The organism is Psychrobacter urativorans (assembly GCF_904846675.1).
GTDB lineage: Bacteria > Pseudomonadota > Gammaproteobacteria > Pseudomonadales > Moraxellaceae > Psychrobacter > Psychrobacter urativorans_B.
The window spans coordinates 13,919-35,238 of the sequence record NZ_CAJHBT010000002.1; the positions used below are offsets into that span (position 1 = coordinate 13,919).

Sequence of the window (21,320 nt, forward strand, 5' to 3'; positions counted from 1 at the left end):
AAATAAGCTTAGCTTGCTACCACGATATTAACCAGCTTATTAGGGACGACGATTTCTTTCTTAATTTCGCCCGTGATAAATTTAGCCACACTATCAATTGCACGTGCTTGTGCTTTTAATTGCTCAGCATCGCCATTGGGTGCCACATCCATTTTGCCGCGTACTTTACCATTAACCTGAACGACCATAGTGACGGTATCTTGGACTAAGGCGCTGGCATCAACGGTAGGATAGGTTAGCGTTTTGGTATCAAGCCCCAATTGCTCTAGTAAATGCTCACCGATGTGCGGGGCATAAACAGAGAGCATAATCAGTAAATCAATCAGTGCTTCATGTTGGACTTGTAGGTCTTGCTCATTGCTGGCTTTAAAATTACCCAGCTCGTTGGCAAGTTCCATCAAGCTTGATACTGGGGTGTTTAGCGCTAGACGGTCACCAAGGTCCTTATCAATCTTGCCAATAGTCTCATGGGTTTTACGGCGTAGATTTTTGGCAGATTTGGTTAAGCCTTCATTAGTTAACGTATTGCTATTCAAAACATTTTGATTGAGAGTATCAATGCTTAAGCTTGCTGCCGTTAAGGCATGCATATGCTCAGTAGCAATACGCCAAACTTTTTTAACAAAGTTATAAGGGCCTTTTAGCGCATCATCTGACCACTCTAACGTTTGATCCGCCGGGGCGGTAAATAGAGTGTATAAGCGCACTGTATCCGCACCGTATTGATCAATAGTGGTTTGTGGATCGACACCGTTATTTTTCGATTTGGACATTTTTTCGATTTTACCAACCGTTACTGGCTGTCCGTCCGCTTTAAGGATGGCTTTGATCGGATGTCCACGCTCGTTATAGTCGATATCAACATCGTGCGGGAAGTAATAAGTGGTGCTACCATCGGCATTAACACGGAAGAAAGTGCCGGCAAGTACCATACCTTGAGTCATGAGATTGGCAAAAGGCTCATCGCCTGATACTAAATTCTCATCACGCATGAGTTTGTGGAAAAAACGGGCATAAAGTAGATGCATTACCGCATGTTCTACACCGCCGACATATTGGTCTACTGGCAACCATTTATTAGCAGCAGGTTTATTGACCATATTTTGGGCATCATGAGGGCTAGCAAAGCGCGCATAGTACCAACTTGACTCAACAAAGGTATCAAAGGTATCGGTCTCACGTTCAGCAGGATTACCACATTTCGGGCAGCTGGTATTCACAAATTCTGGGATGTTTTTAAGTGGATTACCGCGACCATCAGGTACGACATTGGTAGGTAATACCACAGGCAAATCTTTCTCTTCAACTGGAACGGTACCGCAATTTTCGCAATTGACCATAGGGATAGGGCATCCCCAATAACGCTGGCGTGATACGCCCCAATCACGTAGACGATATTGAATCTTTTTATGTGCTAAACCTAGCGGCTCAAGTTTAGCCAGCATGGCCTCAAACGATTGCTCGAAGCTCATACCGTCAAATTCACCTGAATTGACTAAGGTATTGCGTTCGGTATAAGCGTAATTGTTGTCCTCTGCATCGTCAAAATAACCATCAGGAATATCAAGGACTTGCTTAATAGGTAAGTCGTATTTGATGGCAAATTCATAATCGCGCTCGTCATGCGCAGGTACAGCCATTATAGCACCTGAGCCATAGCTCATTAGCACATAGTTGGCGACCCAAACTGGAACTTTTTCACCAGTTAATGGATGGGTAACTGTCAGACCAGTATCCATACCGATTTTATCCGCCTTAGCAAGATCCGCTTCAGCGACCGAGCCTTTTTTGCAAAGCGCACAGAACTCAGCAATAACTGGATCGTTTTCAGCGGCATATTGAGCCAACGGATGCTCAGCAGCCACGGCAACATAAGTAACGCCCATCAAGGTATCGGGACGAGTAGTGAATATATCTAAAGTATTGTCTTCGCCTTCGAGTTGATATGGAAAATATACTTCCATACCGGCACTACGACCAATCCAATTGCGTTGCATAGTGAGCACTTCAGATGGCCAATGACCCTCTAACTGATCTAAATCATCGAGCAGCTCATCGGCATAATCTGTGATTTTAAAGTAATACATCGGAATATCGCGTTTTTCGACTGCTGCACCACTACGCCAGCCTTTACCATCAATGACTTGCTCATTTGCCAAAACGGTATTATCCACGGGATCCCAATTGACGGTAGCAAGCTTCTTATAAACCATGCCTTTTTTGTATAATTGCAAAAATAACCACTGTTCCCACTGATAATACTCAGGGCTACAAGTGGCAAATTCGCGCGACCAATCCACTGACAGACCGAGCAATTTCAGCTGCGCACGCATGTTATCAATATTGGCAAACGTCCATTCGGCAGGCGGTGTTTGATTGGCAATCGCCGCATTCTCAGCTGGCAGGCCAAACGCATCCCAGCCCATTGGCTGCATAACTTCAAAACCTTTGAGACGATAATAACGGCTCAGTACATCGGAGATGGTATAGTTGCGCACATGACCCATATGTAGCTTGCCGCTTGGATATGGGAACATGGAGAGCATATAGCGGCTAGGCTTATCACTTGGCTCATTACCGACTTCAAAGCGCTTGTCTGTTGCCCATTTGGCTTGCTGCGCCGCTTCAATAAGCTGCGGCTGATAAGCGTCAATATTGGCGTCGGTAGTGTTTGCTTGTTGATTATCAGTTGGGGCAGTTTGCGAGTTACTCATTGTCGGCTCTAATTGGTTAATACAGATAAAGGGTAAGATTTTGCAATGCCATAGCATAGCGTAATTTGGCAAAAATTGCGACGCTATGATGAGGCAATTGCCTCCAAAGTACGCGTTATATTTGATGGGTAAAATGCTAGACTAGGGTTAAATGAGAGATAGTTTATGTTAAAAACTTAAATAGAGAAAACTTGGGGGCAATATGACCATCACCATTTACGGTATCAAATCATGTAGCACGATGAAAAAAGCCTTCGCTAAGCTTGATGAGCTGGGCGTAAGCTACGACTTTCATGATTATAAAAAGCAAGGCATTGCTAAGGAAAGCGTACAGCGCTGGGTTGATAAATTAGGAGTTGGGAAGGTACTCAATAAACGCGGTACCACATGGCGTAAATTAAGTGACGAGCAAAAAACCTTAGCAGATGCAGATGAGGATGCTGCGATTGAATTACTGCTTGCCAATACCAGTATGATTAAACGCCCAATCGTAGAGGGCGAGCTTGAGGATAAGAAAATACTACTATGCGGCTTTGATGAGGTGACGTTTGACACCACGTTTTCATAAAGCAATTACCAACTGAAAATTTATAGTATGAGTAACCACCCCATCGTCGATTTTTGCGCCTATTAATATAAATCAGCCACAATATTTATTAACTCATTAAAGCTTAAGCTTAGAATAACCTAAGTTCAGGCTTTATAACGCCCAAAATAAAGTAGATCAGACTTGCCAGCCAAATAATTAATACATACATACGAATTTGTTCCGCATTCCAATCGAGCGCAATCCAGTCAACTAGGAAGAATGACTTCCAACCTCCTACCCATTTTGCGCCGCCATAACCGATAATCCACCAGCAATAAAAGCTATGGATAGTAAAAAGCAAACACCATAGCCAAAATGCCATTATTTACTCCTAGCACAAGGCTGCTTCTAGGTCACGGCTAATTAGCGTACCGACCCCTTCATTAGTGAAAATCTCTAAAAGGGTGGCATGAGGGACGCGACCATCAACAATAACTGCACTTTTAACCCCGCTTCGAACCGCGTCGAGCGCGCATTGAATCTTTGGAATCATGCCACCTGAGATGGTACCGTCTTCAATTAAACTATCTACCTTTTTGGGTGTCAGGCCAGTAACGACTTTACCGTCACGGCCTAGTACGCCTTTAATATTGGTCAGTAGCATGAGCTTTTCAGCTTGCAAGAACTCGGCGACTTTACCGGCAACCAAGTCAGCGTTGATATTATAAGTATTGCCTTCGCTATCGACCCCAAGCGGGGCAATAACGGGGATGAAATTAGAGGCAATGAGCATATTAATCACGTCTTTGTTGACACTGACCACCTCACCGACAAAGCCCAAATCTACCGGTACAGCGATACCATCGTCACCGATTTTTTCCATGATTAATTTTTTGGCTTGAATAAGATTGGCGTCTTTGCCCGTCAGGCCAATAGCTTGGCCACCATGCTTGTTAATTAAGCTGACGATAGACTTGTTCACGCTACCGCCTAGTACCATTTCCACAATATCCATGGTGCTTTTGTCCGTTACACGCATACCATCGATACGCTGAGACTGACGACCAAGTTCCGTTAATAGGTTATCAACCTGCGGACCACCACCATGTACTACTACGGGATGCATACCAACAGTTTTTAGTAGCACAATATCGCGGGCAAACGAGCTTTCAAGTGCAGGGTCAGTCATGGCATTACCACCATATTTGACCACAATCAGCTTATCTACAAAGCGTTGGATATAAGGTAGGGCAGTGGTTAATACTTCAGCGGTAATTTTGGCATCATCTAAATTAAGCGACATCTTACACTCCTAAAACACTATTCTAAGGGCTATATTTTAAAAACGGTTTTTAAAAATTGTGTTCAAAAGGCTTACAGACGTTAATAGTAAGCAAAGGATTATGACTAAACTATTATTAAATTAGTATTGTTTTTAAACTAAGGATTAATCGTATTTGATGCTGTATTCATTCAGGATAAATAGTAGCAATTCTTGTTGCCAAGCTTTCATCAAATGAGCGGCATAACGTCACAAAGCGCGCTTGTACGTCTTTAAGGGCGGCGACGCTATCCCCAGCAAAGCGCACCGTTAGGCTATGACTGGTGTTTGATTGGCGTACGACGCCAAAGCCATGCAAAAAATCTAAGCGTACTCCATCTATACAAGACAATTTCGTTCCTGCAGGTAATAATTGCTGTGCCTGTGAGGTCATTATATGCTGGCCTTTCATAAAGCAAGTACAAGATGATAGTTTATATACAGCAGTAGCTTCAAGCTTATTTGCTTTGACAGCAATCCCTTTGGATTTGGCATTATTATTAACTAAACGCTGTAAATAACGACAAAGTTCTGCTAAGTGAGCGACGGTTGTGCAATTGGTATCTACATTCTCAGTCAAGGGCAAATAATGGTCGGCAGTACTCACTAGTGTGGGCAGGCTTCGGGTAATATCAGTCAGCTGATAAGGCGGTAAAACCGGTCTGGGTTTTCCCCATAAGTCAATGGTCATGAGCACTGTTTCGATACTAGTATCCATATCGATAGCTGTATTCAGTGGGGCTTCAACATTAAGGTAGGTTGCGGTATATGCCAACCAATGTAGCAAGCGCAAGCCGGCATACATCGCATCATCATAGATAATAAAGTAACCATCATTAAATATAAAATGACCGGATAGCTCGCCTGCAAATATGGCGCTGCTTTCATAAGACTGAAGTTGTTGACGCATCAGGCTGCTACCCGTTCTAGTCATCACTGGGTGCGCCCCGAGTAACTTTAGCAGTTTTGGCAGATGATGGGAGCATTTGATATCAAATAGAACTTGCGGTGCTGATTCTGGGTCAGTTATTGATTCAGGGCGTTCAGTTAGCGCTACTTGCGCTAATAAATACAGTAGATGATCGGCGGTTACTACTTTACCGCTATTATCGACAATCATTAGCCGATCGCCGTCACCATCAAAGGCTAGACCAATATCTGCCTCATTAACGATAACGGTTTGTTGTAATTCAGCAAGACGATTGGGTTCAGTGGGGTCAGGATTGCCTGTAGGGAAATTACCGTCAGGCGTATCATTAAGCATAATGACTCGTTTGCAAAAATGCTCAAATAAGTGCTGGGCAATTTTACTAGTCGCACCATTTAAGCAGTCAATAACAATCGTTAAGTTTAGTTTGGATGTTGTCTTGGTAACGGGGTTGCTATTATCTACTGTAGCTTTGTCATGATGCTGATGAATGCGAGTAAATACTTGTGCGATAGCGTTGATATAGGTTGTCATGACGGTGTCAGTAGATAAACTAGCAGTGACGCTATCATTATGATATACGTTGCTTGAGTTTAAAAAAACATTTTGTGCTTTGCTATCGTCTCGATAATTATTGACCTGCAGTTGCTGATACAGGGCTTGAATATCTGCACTGCTAGGAGACGCATGACCTACCAACCACTTGACTCCTAGCGTATCTTTAGCGGAATGGCTGGCAGTGACCATAAGGCCATGGCCGTCATACTGCTCTGCCCAAAATGCCATCATTGGAGTAGTAATGAGACCTAAACAGATAACTTGTAGCCCGCGCTGATGCAAAATACTGGCAAGCGTTTGCGCAATAGTGTCACTATTACAGCGTACATCATAGCCAATGACGATAGTCTTGGGCTTATAGTTAAATGCTGGCTTGTAATTAGATGCTAGTTCAGTGTCATGCGCTGCGTTTTTATCTTGCCCATTAACTTTTTGCGACTTATACATCTCAGCAAAAGCTTCACCCAAAGCTTGTACAAATTGAGACGTAAAGTACTGTCGATCGCCACGAATATCATAAGCACGAAATAAGGATTGCTGAACGGCAAAAGGTGGTATCGTTTTCATATTTTTACTGTCCCCTCCTTATTATCGTTATAAATGATTTGATACCATTGTGAATTATATTTAATGTTACTGACGACCTGAATGTCCGAAGCCGCCAGCACCGCGCGTGCTGTCCTCACTGAACTCTGTAACCACTGTAAATTCAGGGTGGGCGACGGGTACAATAATATACTGCGCCATACGTTCCGCAGGATTAAGAACAAAATCCTCACTGCTGCGGTTCCAAATACTGACCATCAGCTCACCTTGATAATCGGCATCAATTAGCCCAACCAAATTACCTAGTACAATGCCATGCTTATGACCGAGTCCTGAGCGCGGTAAAATCATGCCTGCATAATTAGGGTCTTGAATATAAACCGCGAGACCAGTACCGACTAAATGTGTCGAGCCTGCTTTGATGGTGAAAGGCTCGTCAATACAAGCGCGTAAGTCGATGCCTGCTGAGCCATCGGTGGCGCGCGTGGGTAGCGAAAACGCCTCATCTTGAGTGATCTTTGGGTTTAGGACTTTGATTTGTACAGCTCTCATAACACACTCACTTAACGATTTAATAGTTTGTATAAATGGCTATCGATGACCACCATAACTTAATGACCGGTAGTTATTATTGTTAAAAGTTTAATTTTAGTATTATAAAACCACATTTGCACGATTATCGCTACGATAATCGTGCAAATAACACCGTTTATCGTACAGGATTACAGGTTTTGTGGAAGATGGGGGTAACTTCAATCCGTGAGCTACTGAGGTTGTGGCGTTAACGCTTACCCAACAAAGCGCGAATATTGGCTAAATATTCATCAGCCACCGCTTCTGGATCTTTAGTGGCTTTTTTCTTTTTAGCTTTGGCGGGCCAGTCGATATGGTCTTCTGGCAGTTCCTCTAAGAATCTAGACTCTGAAGTAACGCGCATTTGTCCACCTGCGCGGCGCTGAGTGGCTAAAGTTAAGGTCAGCTCGCGACGGGCACGGGTGATACCCACGTACATCAAACGCCGCTCTTCTTCGACCGTCTCACTGATAATAGAGTTACGATGCGGTAGCATCTCTTCCTCTAAGCCCATAATATAAACGTAATTAAACTCCAAACCTTTTGCCGCATGCAATGTCATTAGATTGACTTTATTGGTGTTCTCGTCTTCCTGCTGTTGTTCTAACATATCGAGCAATACTAACTTACGAATAACGGTATCAATGTTACGGTCTTCGTCGTTTTCCGCACGGTTGATAAGCGATTGGATACTGGTATATAGCACCTCAATATTATCCAGACGGTTTTTTTCTTGTTGCGGCGTTTTTGCTTCTGAGCGCACCACATCAACGTAACCAGTTTCATCAATCATTTGCCGAACGATAGGCACAGGATCCGGATGCTGATCCAGCTCGCGGGTATAATGCTCGATAAAGTCGCCAAATTCTTTTAAAGTGCTATAAGCTTTAGTCGGCAACACATGACTGAGACCCGCATGGGTACAAGACGCCAGTAATGAGATACTATGCTCTTGTGAAAATAATCCAAGCTTCTCGAGGGTCGCAGGACCCATACCGCGTTTAGGCGTATTAATAATACGCAAAAAGGCACTGTCATCTTCAGGATTCAGAATCAGACGTAGATAGCCCATGATATCTTTGATTTCACTACGCGCAAAAAATGACTGACCGCCGGATATCTTATAGGGGATTTGTAATTGGCGTAATTGAGCTTCCAGCATCCGCGCTTGAAAGTTACTGCGATACAGGACCGCATAATCTTCCCATTCATTACCAAAACGTAGCTTATGGGTGACAATCTCTTTTGCCACGCGCTCAGATTCATCATCATCATTACGGCAATTGATAATACGGATTTTTTCGCCATGACCTTTATCTGACCAGAGTTTCTTCTCAAATAAATGCTCGTTATTAATAATCACAGCGTTGGCAGCAGTTAAGATGCGACTGGTTGAGCGATAGTTTTGCTCGAGCATAACGATTTTTAACTTGGGGAAATCTTCTTTTAACAGCGCCATATTTTCAGGTTTGGCACCGCGCCACGCATAAATTGATTGGTCATCATCACCCACTACGGTAAAGCGCCCTTGCGGCCCGACCAGGTATTTAATCATCTCATACTGGGCAGTATTGGTATCTTGATATTCATCGACTAATAAGTAGCGAATACGGTTTTGCCATTTATCACGTAGCTGAAGATTATCGCGTAAAATTTTGGTCGGTAGTACAATCAGATCATCAAAATCGACGGCATTATAAGCACGCAAATTACGCTCATAAAGCGCATATAAAGTCGCAAAAATCATATCTTCGGGATCTTCTAAGGTCTCCATCGCTTTATCAGGATCAATCAGATCGTTTTTCCAGTTCGAGATAAATTTCATGGCTTTACCAACCAGCTCGCGACTCTCAGCGCCACTTAAATTGTCGCGCATCATCAGCTCCATCAGTAAACGCTTGCTGTCTTCGCCATCCATAATGGAAAAGTTGCCTTTGAGCGGGGTATGAATCAGCTCATAACGCAAAAACTGCAGGCCAAACTGGTGAAAGGTCGATACCGTCAGGCCGCGCGTCTTGTCACTGGGCATCAATTTGCTAACCCGAGCTTTCATTTCCCGTGCTGCTTTATTGGTGAAGGTCACCGCTGTGATACGCTCGGCTGGCATGTTGCACTCTTCAATAAGATAAGCAATCTTACGGGTGATGACCGAGGTTTTACCTGATCCTGCGCCTGCCAATACCAATAGTGGGCCGGATACGTAGAGCATGGCTTCTTGTTGTTTGGGATTAAGTTGACTCATAACGTGACCTGTAAGACAAAAGCAAAAAAGAGGGTGAGCGATGATAGTGACAATAACAAAATGAACGCCGAGCGCATCGATATGAAAGTGTTAAGTACAGAAAATTAAGCTAAAAGAATAGGGGGTAAGCGCAGTGAAGCCAGCCACTAACAATGTATCGTAGCAATAGCATAGATTGTATCTATAAAGGCTACTATACCGTCATATTTAGTAGGGCAAATAACACTATAAATGTCATGTGATTGAAAAGTTACTAGCAACCAGTAATTAAAATTAGGTCCGTTATTATAAAGCAAAAATTGTACTTTTGGGCAGGAGTTAAATAATGAGGTATCTATATCGTAGCAGTGTCATCATTTTTTCATTGTTAATAGCTGCTTGTAGCAGCGCGCAGAAAGACTCTATTTTACAGACTATTGATTTAACAGAGTCGGGCTACTTTTTAGAAGGCGCGGCATTCACATTAACAACACAGCAAAATGGCTGCATGCTACAAGGCGTTGGCTATTCAGAGTCTGGTAAGCGTGAGTATGTGTTTCAATTTGATAGTAATGAGATTAATGCGGCTCACTACATAGAGTCCCGTTATGCAAAACCTATTTATATTGACAATGACCCTGATATTGTCGAAACGCATAAGCGTCTATATAAAGGTAATAAAGACAGGGATGCTCGAGCTGAGAATAACCAAGAAGATGATGAAGCATTTTTAGAATTATTTAATAGGTTATATCAGCGTATCGATCAGGTTAATTTGAATCGTTGTGGTGATTGATTAGTGATAGGTTATTTACAAATAAAATCGCGCTAACTGATCTAGAGCAGTTAGCGCAAGAATAAGCATTTTAACTAAGCGCATTAACCCTAAGTATTATTTAACTGGCGTGCTGCCTCTAATGCAAAGTAGGTTAAGATGCCATCAGCACCGGCGCGGCGGAAGCCAATTAGCGATTCCAAAATCACAGCATCGCTGAGCCAGCCGTTTTGAATAGCGGCCATATGCATGGCATATTCACCCGATACTTGATAAGCAAAGGTTGGTATGCCAAAGGTATTTTTTACTTCACGAATGAGGTCTAAATATGGCTGACCCGGTTTAATCATCACCATATCAGCGCCTTCGTTGATATCCATGGCCACTTCATGCAAGGCTTCGGCACGATTACCATAATCCATCTGATATTGTTTCTTATGACCACCTTTTAGATTGCCAGCACTACCAACCGCGTCACGGAAAGGGCCATAATAGGCGGATGCATATTTAGCTGAGTAGGCCATGATGGCAGTATTGACAAAACCTTCTGCTTCCAAGGCATCACGCATGGCTTTGATACGTCCGTCCATCATATCGCTTGGTGATATTATGTCAGCACCAGCGCGGGCGTGTACCAGCACTTGCTTGACCAATACTTCAACAGTCTCGTCGTTGACAACATAGCCTTCATCATCAAGTAAACCATCTTGGCCGTGTGAAGTATAAGGGTCTAAGGCCACATCAGTCATGACGACCATTTCTGGTACGGCATCTTTGACGGCTTTTACCGCGCGGGCGCTCAGACCATTTTCATCGAAAGCTACGCGACCATCGGCAGTTTTTAACGAGTTATCAATTACTGGGAATATATCAATGGTAGTCACGCCTTCGGCTAATAATTCCTTAGCATGCTTAATAAGCAAGTCGATCGATAGACGCTCAACCCCAGGCATACTGGCGATAGCTTCGCGCTGGTTATTACCTTCTAAAACAAATACAGGTGCAATAAAGTGCTTCGGATGCAGCTCAACCTCACGAATCATCGCTCGTACGTTGTCGTTGTAACGCAAGCGACGTAGGCGGGTAGCGGGGAATTGGCGATTAAAGGTGTAAGTCATTATTATTCCTTATGATTTCATTGTTTCATTGAATTGTGGTTCACGGGATTGGGGTTTGTAAAGGTGTTGCTTATAAAGATGTTATTTATAAAAATAGCTTTGTAGAAAGTAGTGCTCAATACGGTATGACTACTATAACCAAAGCTAGCATCTAAAAGCAAAAAGCCCCACCAAGTCGGCAGGGCTAATTGTAAGATGTTTATTCAATAGTTATGCGATGAGTAGGTGCTTAAGGCTCAATAATCTGCGACACAGGCACTTGCTCAACCGGGGTCTCTTCGGTCACGATACCAACGGTAGCGTCTGCTTTGCCGTCATTATTGATATCAACGACTGCCGTTGGATTAAAAGTAGCTTTCGCTGGCGCTTTTGATTGCTTAATAGTGACTGCTTCTTGCACAGAAGTCACCCGCGCTGAGCTCGCAGCATCGATCGCGTAAGCTGCTTTTGACTCGGCACTATTGCCAGGCCTACTACCTAATTGTGCTACGTTAGTATACTGCGGCACTGGAATAATCGCTGGCACGTCAAGGTTGGCCCCGCCCCCAAGTGCTTGATAGAGCTCAACTTGGCTAACGATTTTTTGTAGCTCTAAGTCCAAAATCCCTTGCTGAGTTGAAAACAATGAACGCTGCGCATCGAGCACATCCAGATAGTTGGATATACCTGCTTTAAAGCGCGCATCTGCAATTTGATACGTTTGCTCAAAGTTATCTTGTAGACGGTACTGTGACTCAAGCTGCTCACCAAGCGTTGCCCGCGTTGCCAATACATCGGAGACTTCACGGAAGGCTATTTGGATGGATTTTTCGTAGCTGGTAAGCGTTTGCTTACGTTCAATCTTAGCGACATCATATTCGGCATCTAAGCGACCCGCATCAAAGATTGGTACATTGATACTTGGCCCAAATGACCAACCAACCGCACTACTTTTGAACAAGTCATCTAAGCTACCACTGCTCACACCGATGCTACTAGCAAGGCTAATAGAGGGGTAATAAGATGCGCGTGCCACTTCGATATTAGCACCCGCAGCTTTCAGGTTGTATTCTGCTTGTAGCACGTCAGGACGGTAGCGCAGTAGCTCACTAGGCAGACCGGCACTAAAGATTTTCTGGTTAGTGATATTACTGACCGCAGGCGTTGGAATAAGATCGCCTGGAATGGGCGCGCCAACCAAGTATTGCAAGGCATTACGCGAGGTTAGAATACTGCTCTGGGCGCGTAATACGGCAAGTCTGGCATTCTCAAGCGACGCACTTGATTGCAAAGACGGCAACCTAGGATCAATACCGGCTTCAAAGCGCTTACTGGCAATGAACAACGATCTTTCACGACTTTCAACGGTTGCTTCAGCCAGTTTTAGCTGTGCCAAGCTATAGCTTAAGTTGGCATAGCTTTGGGCAATATTACTAATCAGGCTGATTTGGGTCGCATCTTTTGCCGCAGTCGTCGCCAAAAAGTTCTGTAACGCTTGATCTTTTAGACTGGCGATTTTACCCCAAAAGTCTAGCTCATAGTTGGCGAGGCCTAAATTAACGCTATAACTATCGCTAGTGTTTTTACCTATTTGAGTTTGCTGGCGGCGACGAGAGTAGCCAGCGCTTCCATCAATCGTTGGCAGATCGCGAATATCGGTGATTTGATATTGCGCGCGCGCTCTTTCAATTGCTAAGCGTGCACTTTCAAAGTCTTTGTTATTCTCAAGACCTAGTGCAACCAGACCTTTCAATCGCTCATCGCTATAGAAGTTTTGCCAGCGTTGGCTAGCAAGACTGGGTTGCTCAGCGTTACTCACGGTCTCACGATCGAATGCACCATAAGCTTGTTCAATAGGCAAATTAGGCTGAGCAAGTACAGGGCGCATATCAGCTTTTGGGATGGTATTACACGCCGCCATACTCATTGCTAATGCCGTTAATCCCAATAATCGTCCACTATTATGGCGTGCCCGTGATAGAGACGAGCTCGCAATCGTAGCGGTAGGGGTAAAGCGTTTGCCTGTAATTGGGCGCACGCTAGCAGTAGTAGTGACTACTGCTGTGGTGGTGGCTGAGTTAGTGGTAAAAAAGGAACGGAAACTCATTGTGTATTATCTCCAAAGCTTACAGGCTGATAACTCTCAGAGGGAGTTGGGTCTTGCGTATCATCGGTTGGCGTCGTTGGTGTATCACCACCATCATCATCCGGATTATGACCTTCGTTACCTTTATAAGGGAATATACTGCGCACCCAGATGTAGAACATTGGGATAAAGAAGACACCCAATACGGTGGCAGTGATAATACCACCAAGCACACTGGTACCGATGGCGTTTTGGCTACCAGACCCGGCACCAGTGGCTATGAATAATGGCACAACACCAAGACCAAAGGCAAGCGAGGTCATGATAATCGGACGCAAGCGCTGGCGAGCTGCGGTCATTACTGCTTCTTTGAGACTGTTGCCTTCCTCTTGGTGGTCTTTTGCAAATTCAATAATCAAGATGGCATTTTTAGCGGATAGCCCGACCACCGTGAGTAGACCTACTTGCAAATAGACATCGTTAGAGAAGTCTCGGAACCAGGTAAATAACACCGCTCCCAAGACCCCAAGTGGAATCACTAACAGTACTGAGAAGGGGATTGACCAGCTTTCATACAGAGCAGCAAGACATAAGAAAACCACTAAGATTGAGACGGCATAAAGCATTGGTGCTTGGGCACCTGATTTTTTCTCTTCAAGTGACATGCCTGTCCATTCATAGCCCACGCCTTCAGGTAGATCTTCCATCATGGCTTCCATTGAATCCATCGCATCACCGGTACTCAAACCTGGGGCAGCACTGCCTTGGAGGTTCATTGAAGGTAAGCTGTTGTAGCGAGTCAGACGCGGTGAACCCGATTGCCATTCGCTATTAGAAAAAGCATCAAACGAAATCATATCGTTCATGTCATTACGCACGTACCATTTGCCGATATCATCAGGGTTGGTACGGCTGCTCGGCTCACCTTGCACGAACACGCGCTTAATACGACCACGATCAACGAAGTCATTGATATAGCTTGAGCCCCACGCGGTAGAGATGACACTATTGATAGCACCCATTGATAAGCCATAAGCAGCGGCTTGTTCCTGGTTAATATTAACCTTAAGCTCCGGGGCATCTTCTTGGCCGTTCGGACGTACACCGGTAACTTTGTCATTTTGACCAGCCATACCCAGCAGCATATTACGCGCCTCGAGTAAACCTTCATGACCGACGTCACCCGAATCTTGGAGCATCAAGTCAAAACCACTGGCATTACCAAGCTCGGTAATCGCTGGCGGTACAATCGCAAAAACTTGTGCTTCATTAAGCTGGGTAGAGAAGTAACCCATCGCACGTGCAGCGACCGCTTGTGCGGTATTTTCGTCACCTTTTCGGTCGGCCCAATCAGTCAAGCGTATGAACGCCAGACCCATATTTTGCCCTTGACCAGCAAAGCTAAAGCCTGCCACGGTAAAGGCAGAATCAACGTTAGCTTCTTCTTCAGTATCATAATAAGTGGTGACTTTATCAAGAACAGCTTCCGTTTCATCAAGCGTTGCACCAGCAGGTAATTGTACCAAGGTAAACATAATACCCTGATCCTCTTCTGGTAAAAACGAGCTGGGGATACGTAAGAATACTACGGCCATAATACCAATAATGACGACATAAACAATCAGATATAACCATTTAAAACGGAAACTTTTACCGACGAAATTTTCATAAGAGCGGCTGGCCTTAAGGAACATACGGTTGAACCAACCGAAGAAGCCTTTTTTCTCCTTATTATTGCCTTTACCGTGGTTCTTACTACGTTTTAGTAAGGTCACACAGAGGGCGGGGGTAAAGATAAGTGCCACTAATGCTGACAGCACCATGCTGGTAATCAAGGTAATGGAGAACTGGCGATAGATGACACCGGTTGCACCGCCAAAGAAGGCCATTGGTACAAATACCGCCGTTAGAACCAGCGCAATACCCATAACGATTTTACTGATTTCACCCATCGACTGTATTGTGGCATCCTTGATGGAGATTTCAGAGTCCTCCTCCAAGATTCGCTCAACGTTCTCCACCACCACGATGGCATCATCGACCAGTAGACCGATGGAAAGTACCAACGCAAACATGGTAAGGACGTTAATACTAAAGCCTGCGATATATAGCACCGCAAAAGTACCTAGTAGCACCACAGGGACGGCAAGGGTTGGGATAATAGTAGCGCGCCAGTTCTGTAAGAAAATGAACATGACGATAAATACCAACACAATTGCTTCAATCAACGTCATTACCACTTGCTCAATAGATAAGCGCACAAATGGAGTGGTATCGTAAGGAACAACAGAGGTTAGACCCGCTGGGAAGTTTTGTTCCAGCTCAGCCATACTAGCGCCGACGGCATCACGGGTATCAAGAGCGTTGGCACCACCAGCAAGGGAGATACCGAGACCGGCAGATTCTTGACCATTATATAGAGCGACAACGCTGTAGTTTTCACTACCAATCTCAACGTCTGCGACATCACCTAAGCGCACTTGCGCGCCTGAGCTGTCTGTTTTTAACAAGATGTCTTTGAACTCTTCAGGCGTTTGTAGATAGCTTTGTACCGTAACGGTAGCGTTGATGACCTGTTGATCGGTATCAGCGGGCGCTTGCCCCAGCTGACCGGCGGAAACCTGCGCGTTTTGCGCTCGTACCGCATTGACCACATCAGAGGGCACCATATTATAACTACGTAAGCGGGTAGGATCGAGCCAAATGCGCATCGCGTAGGATGAACCAAACACTTGTACTTCGCCGACACCTTCAACACGGCTGAGCGGATCGACGACGTTCGAGTTAATATAATCAGCGATATCGCTGCCATCCATACTGCCGTCTTCAGAGATAAATCCTTGTACCATCAAAAAGCTGCTGGAGGATTTATTAACGTTAACCCCTTGCCGCTGGACTTCTTCTGGCAACGAGCTCATGGCGGCTTGGAGTTTATTCTGTACTTGCACCTGAGCAGTATCAGAATCGGTACCATTTTCAAAGGTGAGTGTGACTGACGCGCCTCCACTTGAGGAGCTCGATGACGACATATACATCAAGCCATCAAGCCCTTTCATGCGTTGTTCAATAATTTGAACGACCGAGTTTTCAACGGTCTGTGCGTTCGCACCAGGGTAGCTTGCGCTGACCGAAACGGTCGGCGGTGCAATACGTGGGTACTGTTCAATCGGTAGATTGATGACCGATATTATCCCGATGAGCATGACCATAATAGCCATCACCCATGCAAAAATAGGGCGATCAATAAAAAAACGTGACATAGTATATCCCTAAGTCTTCCTATCTTTGAATGGAGTTAGTTAGCACCAGCTTCTGGTGATTGCTTGGCAGTTTTGCCATCAGCAGGCTTATCCATATTTTTTGCAGCTTGCTGCGGTGTTTTGGCCGTAGGCGCCCCTTGCTTAGATGGAGTAGCATTGGGGTTTTCAAGCGCTTTGGCGACCACCTCTTGGTCAGGTTTGACTTTCGAGCCACCAATAATAACGACTTTTTCCCCGCTTTCTAGCCCATCAGTGACTATCCATTGTCCATCGTAAGTGCCATCAATAGTAACGGGACGAAGTTGGATTTTATTATTGGCATCAACGATATAGACTTCGGTATCACCTTTAGGAGAACGCATTACGGCACTTTGTGGCACTAACGCGGCGTTGGTAATGACGCTTTGAGTGAGACGAGCAGAGACATACATACCCGGTAGCAAAATATTGCTATTGTTCGGGAATACTGCACGTAGCGTTACCGCACCGGTTGACTCATCAACTTTTGCCTCAGATAAGGCAAGCTCGCCGCGAACCGGATAGACAGAGCCATCTTCTAATACCAGCTCAACCGTATTCATTCCGGCTTGTGCTTTGCCTGCGGAAATTTGCTGACGTAATTTGAGGAGCTCGGATGACGACTGACTGATATCAACATAGATAGGGTCTAAGCGTGAAATCGTAACCAATGGATCGGCCTGACTGGCACTAACGAGTGTGCCTGCAGTGACAGTTGAGCGATCACTACGACCATCGATTGGCGCTCGTACGATAGTACGGTTCAAATCTAAGGTGCTGGCATTTAGCCCTGATTTTGCGGTTTGAATCCCCGCTTTTGAGCTTTCGATACCCGCTTCAGTTTGGCCGATAGAAGCCCGCGCACTTTCGACAGCAGCTTGCGCTGTACGTACTTGGGTTACCGCTTGGTCATATTGCTGCTTAGAGATGGCATCGATTTCGATGAGACCTTCTAAACGCCGCAAATCATTTTGTGCTTGTGACAATGATGCTTGGCGACTGACCAGCTCAGCTTTAGCATTGGCATTATTAGCCATTGCTGTCTGATAGTTGGCTTGTGCCTGTGCCACTGCAGCCTGACCACTAGTGATAGAAGTAGAGTAGTTATCAGTATTGATACGATATAAGGGTTGGTCCTTTTTGACGTTGCTGCCCTCACGGAACAGGACTTCGTCAATGATACCGTTTACTTGGGGGCGGACGTCTGCGGTTTGATAAGCCGTCGTACGTCCAGAAAATGTCTCTACTTGAGGAACGGTGTCAAAGGTAACGGTCTGGACGTTGACGACGGCAGGCGGCATTTGCTGCTGTGCTGCTTGCTCATCAGCGGCGTCCTCGTTTTTGTCACAGCCAACCAGTACAGCTCCAGATAGTACAGATGCTATTACAAGCGCAAGATAAGAGTGCTTCATCAATGTCCTCGGCAATAATATAATATTGATACAATGTAAAAATTGTGGTGATAAAACTTAACATGATAGCGATAAAGAGTAACGCGATAGATATGAATCAAAGCATGCATTCGCTGCCGCTTATGTTTATTAATAGCTAGGCGCATAAATCGGATAGGCTAATTTAATTCAATCGACTATTATAAACTATAGGGTGTACCCTACAGTCAAGCACTGAAAAGCTCCCAAAGCGTAATAAATTCTTTTTCTCATTTTCATAAGGTGTAAAAAAATGCTTAAAATGCAAGCGTTACACGAAAAAACGTAATAGTCATTTAGGGGGAACTTAAGAGTTATAGGATTGTTATATTTTGTTATATCAATGTATTTAGGGCAGATTAAATAAATGTTTGTGTATAAGACAAGTAAAATATGAGACAGACAGCAAAACGATGGTTTTAGCAATCCTTAAGTGTGAACGCCAAAATAGTAGGGTTCAAATCACCGTTTTAAATCAATAATCTGCTGTAATGACTATGGCAGTAACAGTGACACAAGCATTATTCTAATACGTTTTTATCACTCTGTATTTGTGCTTAGTCTTCGATTTTTGCAAAAAATACTAAGCTTTAGTTAACAGAAGTTTTAGTCATGTATCGTCACACTGATCCAGCAGTAAACCCATCATTATAAAACAAGCGTCCTTGACATAGACAGTGATTCTAATAAAATAAACAGGTGTTACAATAAACGGGCGCTCGCAAGCTCAGTCAATTCGTATAAACCCTGACGATAGCGATTGTCAGGTAGATTACTCAAGGCTTGCTGAGCCAGCTTGGTTTCATCTAAAGCGCGCTGTTTACAATAATCTAATGAGCCTGAACCGCGTACTAGCTCAATTAATTGCTCAGCATTTGGTGTTTTACCCGTCTGTACTGCGATCCGCAGCTGTTTATAGCCATTTGGGTTACTTTCTTGTAATAGCTCAAGGGTTTTAATAGTAGGTAGGGTAGGTTTGCCTTCGGCAAGGTCATCGCCTAGGTTTTTACCCATCAGCTCACTATCGCCACTATAATCGAGTATATCATCAATAATTTGAAAGGCATTACCGAAGTGCTGTCCAAAATCTGCTAGCGCTGGCAAATATTGATTTTGATCTCGCAAGATAGCTGCGCCTTGGGTCGCCATCATAAATAGCCGTGAGGTCTTGCCATCAATAATGCGCAAATAGTCATTTTCAGTTGCTTCAGGATTGTGCTGATGTTGTAGTTGTAACACCTCACCTTCGGCAATATCACAAGTCCCGTCTGAGAACAGCTGCAACAGCGGCAGGCTTTGAAAGCCGACTAATAAATTAAATGCTCGTGCAATAAGGTAGTCACCGACCAATACGGCAGTGGCATTATCCCATGTGGCATTAGCAGTAGGCTTACCACGGCGCTGATTGGATTCATCTATCACATCATCATGTACTAAGGTTGCGGTATGCAACATCTCAGTAATAGCCGCCAAATGCATCGACTGCTCAGATGGGTTGTCATTAAACATCCGCGAACATAGCAACGTAATTAGCGGACGCATGCGTTTGCCGCCAGCATTAATCACATGCTGGGACACACTCATTACGAGCTGAACTTTTGAATCAAGACTACCAAAAACTTGCTTATCCATAATCTCAAAATCATCAGCAACGATGCTTTGAATATCGGCATAGCTTGGCGTGGATAACGATGGAGCAGATGTATTAAATGAATCATGAGATAAAGAAATGCTGGTCATAGGAAATAGTCATATTGATTAAAGTAAAAAGGAACATTCGGCTAGTGGCATGTAATATTAGTACTAACATAGCCATCAAGTTGCTTATAATAACATAGCTGCCCCCTCAAATTGATGGTTAAGTGTGATAGAAAATGTACTTAACGTCACGAGCATTAGATGTTAGGGTCTATATTCTAGTTTCAATAAAAATACTGTCATGAGAAAACATTGTAAGTAACTGATAATATAAGTTATAATAAGCGAGGCTTGGCATCTATTTATAACTGCTGTTTTATAATCGTTATTGACTTTGTCGTTGATACTTGCTATTCGCTTTATACTTATATCTTTATAAAAGTGGTTATTATTGCCATAGCCTCTAGAATACCACTTTCCAAAAACAGGACAAGCGGCTTGCTTTTAAAACGAAAAAGCCGTAAAATCTTGCCTTTAATTTTTCCCTGTCGTGTTCGTTGACGAAGCGTTGGTATGATACTAACCACGGCACACGGGTTAAACGGAGTTATACAATGTACGCAGTAATCAAAAGTGGTGGTAAACAGCACCGTGTCGTCGTCGATGAATTGCTTAAAGTTGAATTACTAAAAGTAGAAGCTGGCGAAACGATTAAATTTGAAGACGTGTTGATGGTTGTTGACGGCGATAACGTCAAAATCGGTCAACCAATCGTTAATGGTGCAAGCGTAGAAGTTGAAGTGGTTGAGCATGGTCGCGGCGAAAAAATCCGTATCATCAAGCACAACCGTCGTAAGCATTATCACAAAGAGCAAGGTCACCGCCAATGGTATACCTTGTTAAAAATCAAAGCGATTAATGCTTAATTAACTATCAATGCACAGTTATTGATGATTAGTAGCGCACTAAAAGCTTAAGATACATCGCAATTGCGATAAGTCACATTAACAAGGAGATTTTCTCATGGCACATAAAAAAGCTGCCGGCTCGACACGTAACGGTCGTGATTCAAACCCAAAAATGCTCGGCGTAAAAATCTTTGGCGGTCAAGCCATCGTTGCTGGTAACATCATCGTTCGTCAACGTGGTACAGAATTCCACGCCGGCGCAGGTGTTGGCATGGGTCGTGATCATACTTTATTTGCATTGAATGACGGTGTGGTAAAGTTTGCAACTAAAGGTAAGTTTAACCGTCGCTACGTGATGGTTGAAGGTGCATAGTTGCCGCATCTAAATTATTTTATATTTATATATAAGATAACTAGATGACTGACTTGATGATTTGATTCATCATCATAAAAATCCTATTACCGACTGGTAGTAGGATTTTTTTATGCCTAACTGTTTTGAATGGTTACTTGATTGAATGCAATAAAACTGTGTAACTGTCAACGTTACAAGCGTGTATGGCAGGCGTAGTATTAATTGCAAATCATGACTAGGCGCGTAATAAAAAAGCTGGCACACTGTGGTCATCGCTTAATAGTGTGAGTTAAATGCTGGTAGTTTAAACTTTCTAGCGACTTAATCGTTAAGACACTAAATATGGATTGATTACAAAATTTT

At 43.9% G+C, this 21,320-nt stretch carries 15 protein-coding genes; 4 read left to right on the forward strand and 11 right to left on the reverse strand.

Annotated elements, in window-relative coordinates; translation table 11 throughout:
• Window positions 1–8: 8 nt before the first annotated feature.
• On the reverse strand, window positions 9–2,714 hold the full coding sequence (gene leuS, locus JMY06_RS01445; RefSeq protein WP_227672106.1) for a leucine--tRNA ligase: 2,706 nt from the start codon (window positions 2,712–2,714) through the stop codon (window positions 9–11).
• 202 nt (window positions 2,715–2,916) lie between these two features.
• Here leuS and JMY06_RS01450 point away from each other — a divergent pair, with 202 nt between their 5' ends.
• Entirely contained in the window at window positions 2,917–3,282 is a 366-nt protein-coding gene (locus JMY06_RS01450; RefSeq protein WP_201615656.1) for a Spx/MgsR family RNA polymerase-binding regulatory protein, read from the forward strand.
• 109 nt (window positions 3,283–3,391) lie between these two features.
• Here JMY06_RS01450 and JMY06_RS01455 read toward each other — a convergent pair whose 3' ends face one another.
• The 5 genes from JMY06_RS01455 to JMY06_RS01475 form a co-directional block, all read right to left on the reverse strand.
• Window positions 3,392–3,625: a hypothetical protein gene (locus JMY06_RS01455; protein WP_201527632.1), complete on the reverse strand. Its 234-nt coding sequence runs from the start codon at window positions 3,623–3,625 to the stop codon at window positions 3,392–3,394.
• A 9-nt stretch (window positions 3,626–3,634) separates the two neighbouring features.
• A complete protein-coding gene (gene argB, locus JMY06_RS01460) occupies window positions 3,635–4,546 on the reverse strand; it encodes an acetylglutamate kinase (RefSeq protein WP_201615657.1) in 912 nt (303 codons plus the stop codon).
• 166 nt (window positions 4,547–4,712) lie between these two features.
• Window positions 4,713–6,617 carry a phosphomannomutase gene (locus JMY06_RS01465; protein WP_227672107.1) on the reverse strand — a complete coding sequence of 635 codons (1,905 nt, stop codon included), beginning with the start codon at window positions 6,615–6,617 and terminating at the stop codon, window positions 4,713–4,715.
• A gap of 66 nt (window positions 6,618–6,683) precedes the next feature.
• Entirely contained in the window at window positions 6,684–7,148 is a 465-nt protein-coding gene (gene dut, locus JMY06_RS01470; RefSeq protein ID WP_201615658.1) for a dUTP diphosphatase, read from the reverse strand.
• A 229-nt stretch (window positions 7,149–7,377) separates the two neighbouring features.
• Window positions 7,378–9,411 carry a UvrD-helicase domain-containing protein gene (locus tag JMY06_RS01475; protein ID WP_201615659.1) on the reverse strand — a complete coding sequence of 678 codons (2,034 nt, stop codon included), beginning with the start codon at window positions 9,409–9,411 and terminating at the stop codon, window positions 7,378–7,380.
• A gap of 325 nt (window positions 9,412–9,736) precedes the next feature.
• Here JMY06_RS01475 and JMY06_RS01480 point away from each other — a divergent pair, with 325 nt between their 5' ends.
• The gene (locus JMY06_RS01480) at window positions 9,737–10,186 is read left to right on the forward strand and encodes a hypothetical protein (RefSeq protein ID WP_201615660.1); all 450 of its coding nucleotides are present in this window, start codon (window positions 9,737–9,739) and stop codon (window positions 10,184–10,186) included.
• Window positions 10,187–10,275: 89 nt separating this feature from the next.
• On the opposite strand, the gene hemB is transcribed toward JMY06_RS01480, so the two are convergent.
• The 5 genes from hemB to JMY06_RS01505 form a co-directional block, all read right to left on the reverse strand.
• The gene (hemB, locus tag JMY06_RS01485) at window positions 10,276–11,283 is read right to left on the reverse strand and encodes a porphobilinogen synthase (protein ID WP_201527638.1); all 1,008 of its coding nucleotides are present in this window, start codon (window positions 11,281–11,283) and stop codon (window positions 10,276–10,278) included.
• Between the two features lie 229 nt (window positions 11,284–11,512).
• On the reverse strand, window positions 11,513–13,369 hold the full coding sequence (locus JMY06_RS01490) for an efflux transporter outer membrane subunit (RefSeq protein ID WP_201615661.1): 1,857 nt from the start codon (window positions 13,367–13,369) through the stop codon (window positions 11,513–11,515).
• Entirely contained in the window at window positions 13,366–16,608 is a 3,243-nt protein-coding gene (locus JMY06_RS01495; protein ID WP_201615662.1) for an efflux RND transporter permease subunit, read from the reverse strand. The genes JMY06_RS01490 and JMY06_RS01495 overlap by 4 nt, the downstream gene beginning before the upstream one ends.
• Before the next feature lie 35 nt (window positions 16,609–16,643).
• The gene (locus JMY06_RS01500) at window positions 16,644–18,038 is read right to left on the reverse strand and encodes an efflux RND transporter periplasmic adaptor subunit (protein WP_201527644.1); all 1,395 of its coding nucleotides are present in this window, start codon (window positions 18,036–18,038) and stop codon (window positions 16,644–16,646) included.
• 720 nt (window positions 18,039–18,758) lie between these two features.
• Complete coding sequence (locus JMY06_RS01505) at window positions 18,759–19,688, reverse strand: polyprenyl synthetase family protein (RefSeq protein WP_201615875.1); 930 nt, start codon at window positions 19,686–19,688, stop codon at window positions 18,759–18,761.
• 620 nt (window positions 19,689–20,308) lie between these two features.
• Here JMY06_RS01505 and rplU point away from each other — a divergent pair.
• Both rplU and rpmA read left to right on the forward strand, forming a co-directional pair.
• Window positions 20,309–20,620: a 50S ribosomal protein L21 gene (gene rplU / locus JMY06_RS01510; protein ID WP_201615663.1), complete on the forward strand. Its 312-nt coding sequence runs from the start codon at window positions 20,309–20,311 to the stop codon at window positions 20,618–20,620.
• A gap of 97 nt (window positions 20,621–20,717) precedes the next feature.
• Window positions 20,718–20,975: a 50S ribosomal protein L27 gene (gene rpmA / locus JMY06_RS01515; RefSeq protein WP_201527648.1), complete on the forward strand. Its 258-nt coding sequence runs from the start codon at window positions 20,718–20,720 to the stop codon at window positions 20,973–20,975.
• Window positions 20,976–21,320 lie beyond the last annotated feature (345 nt).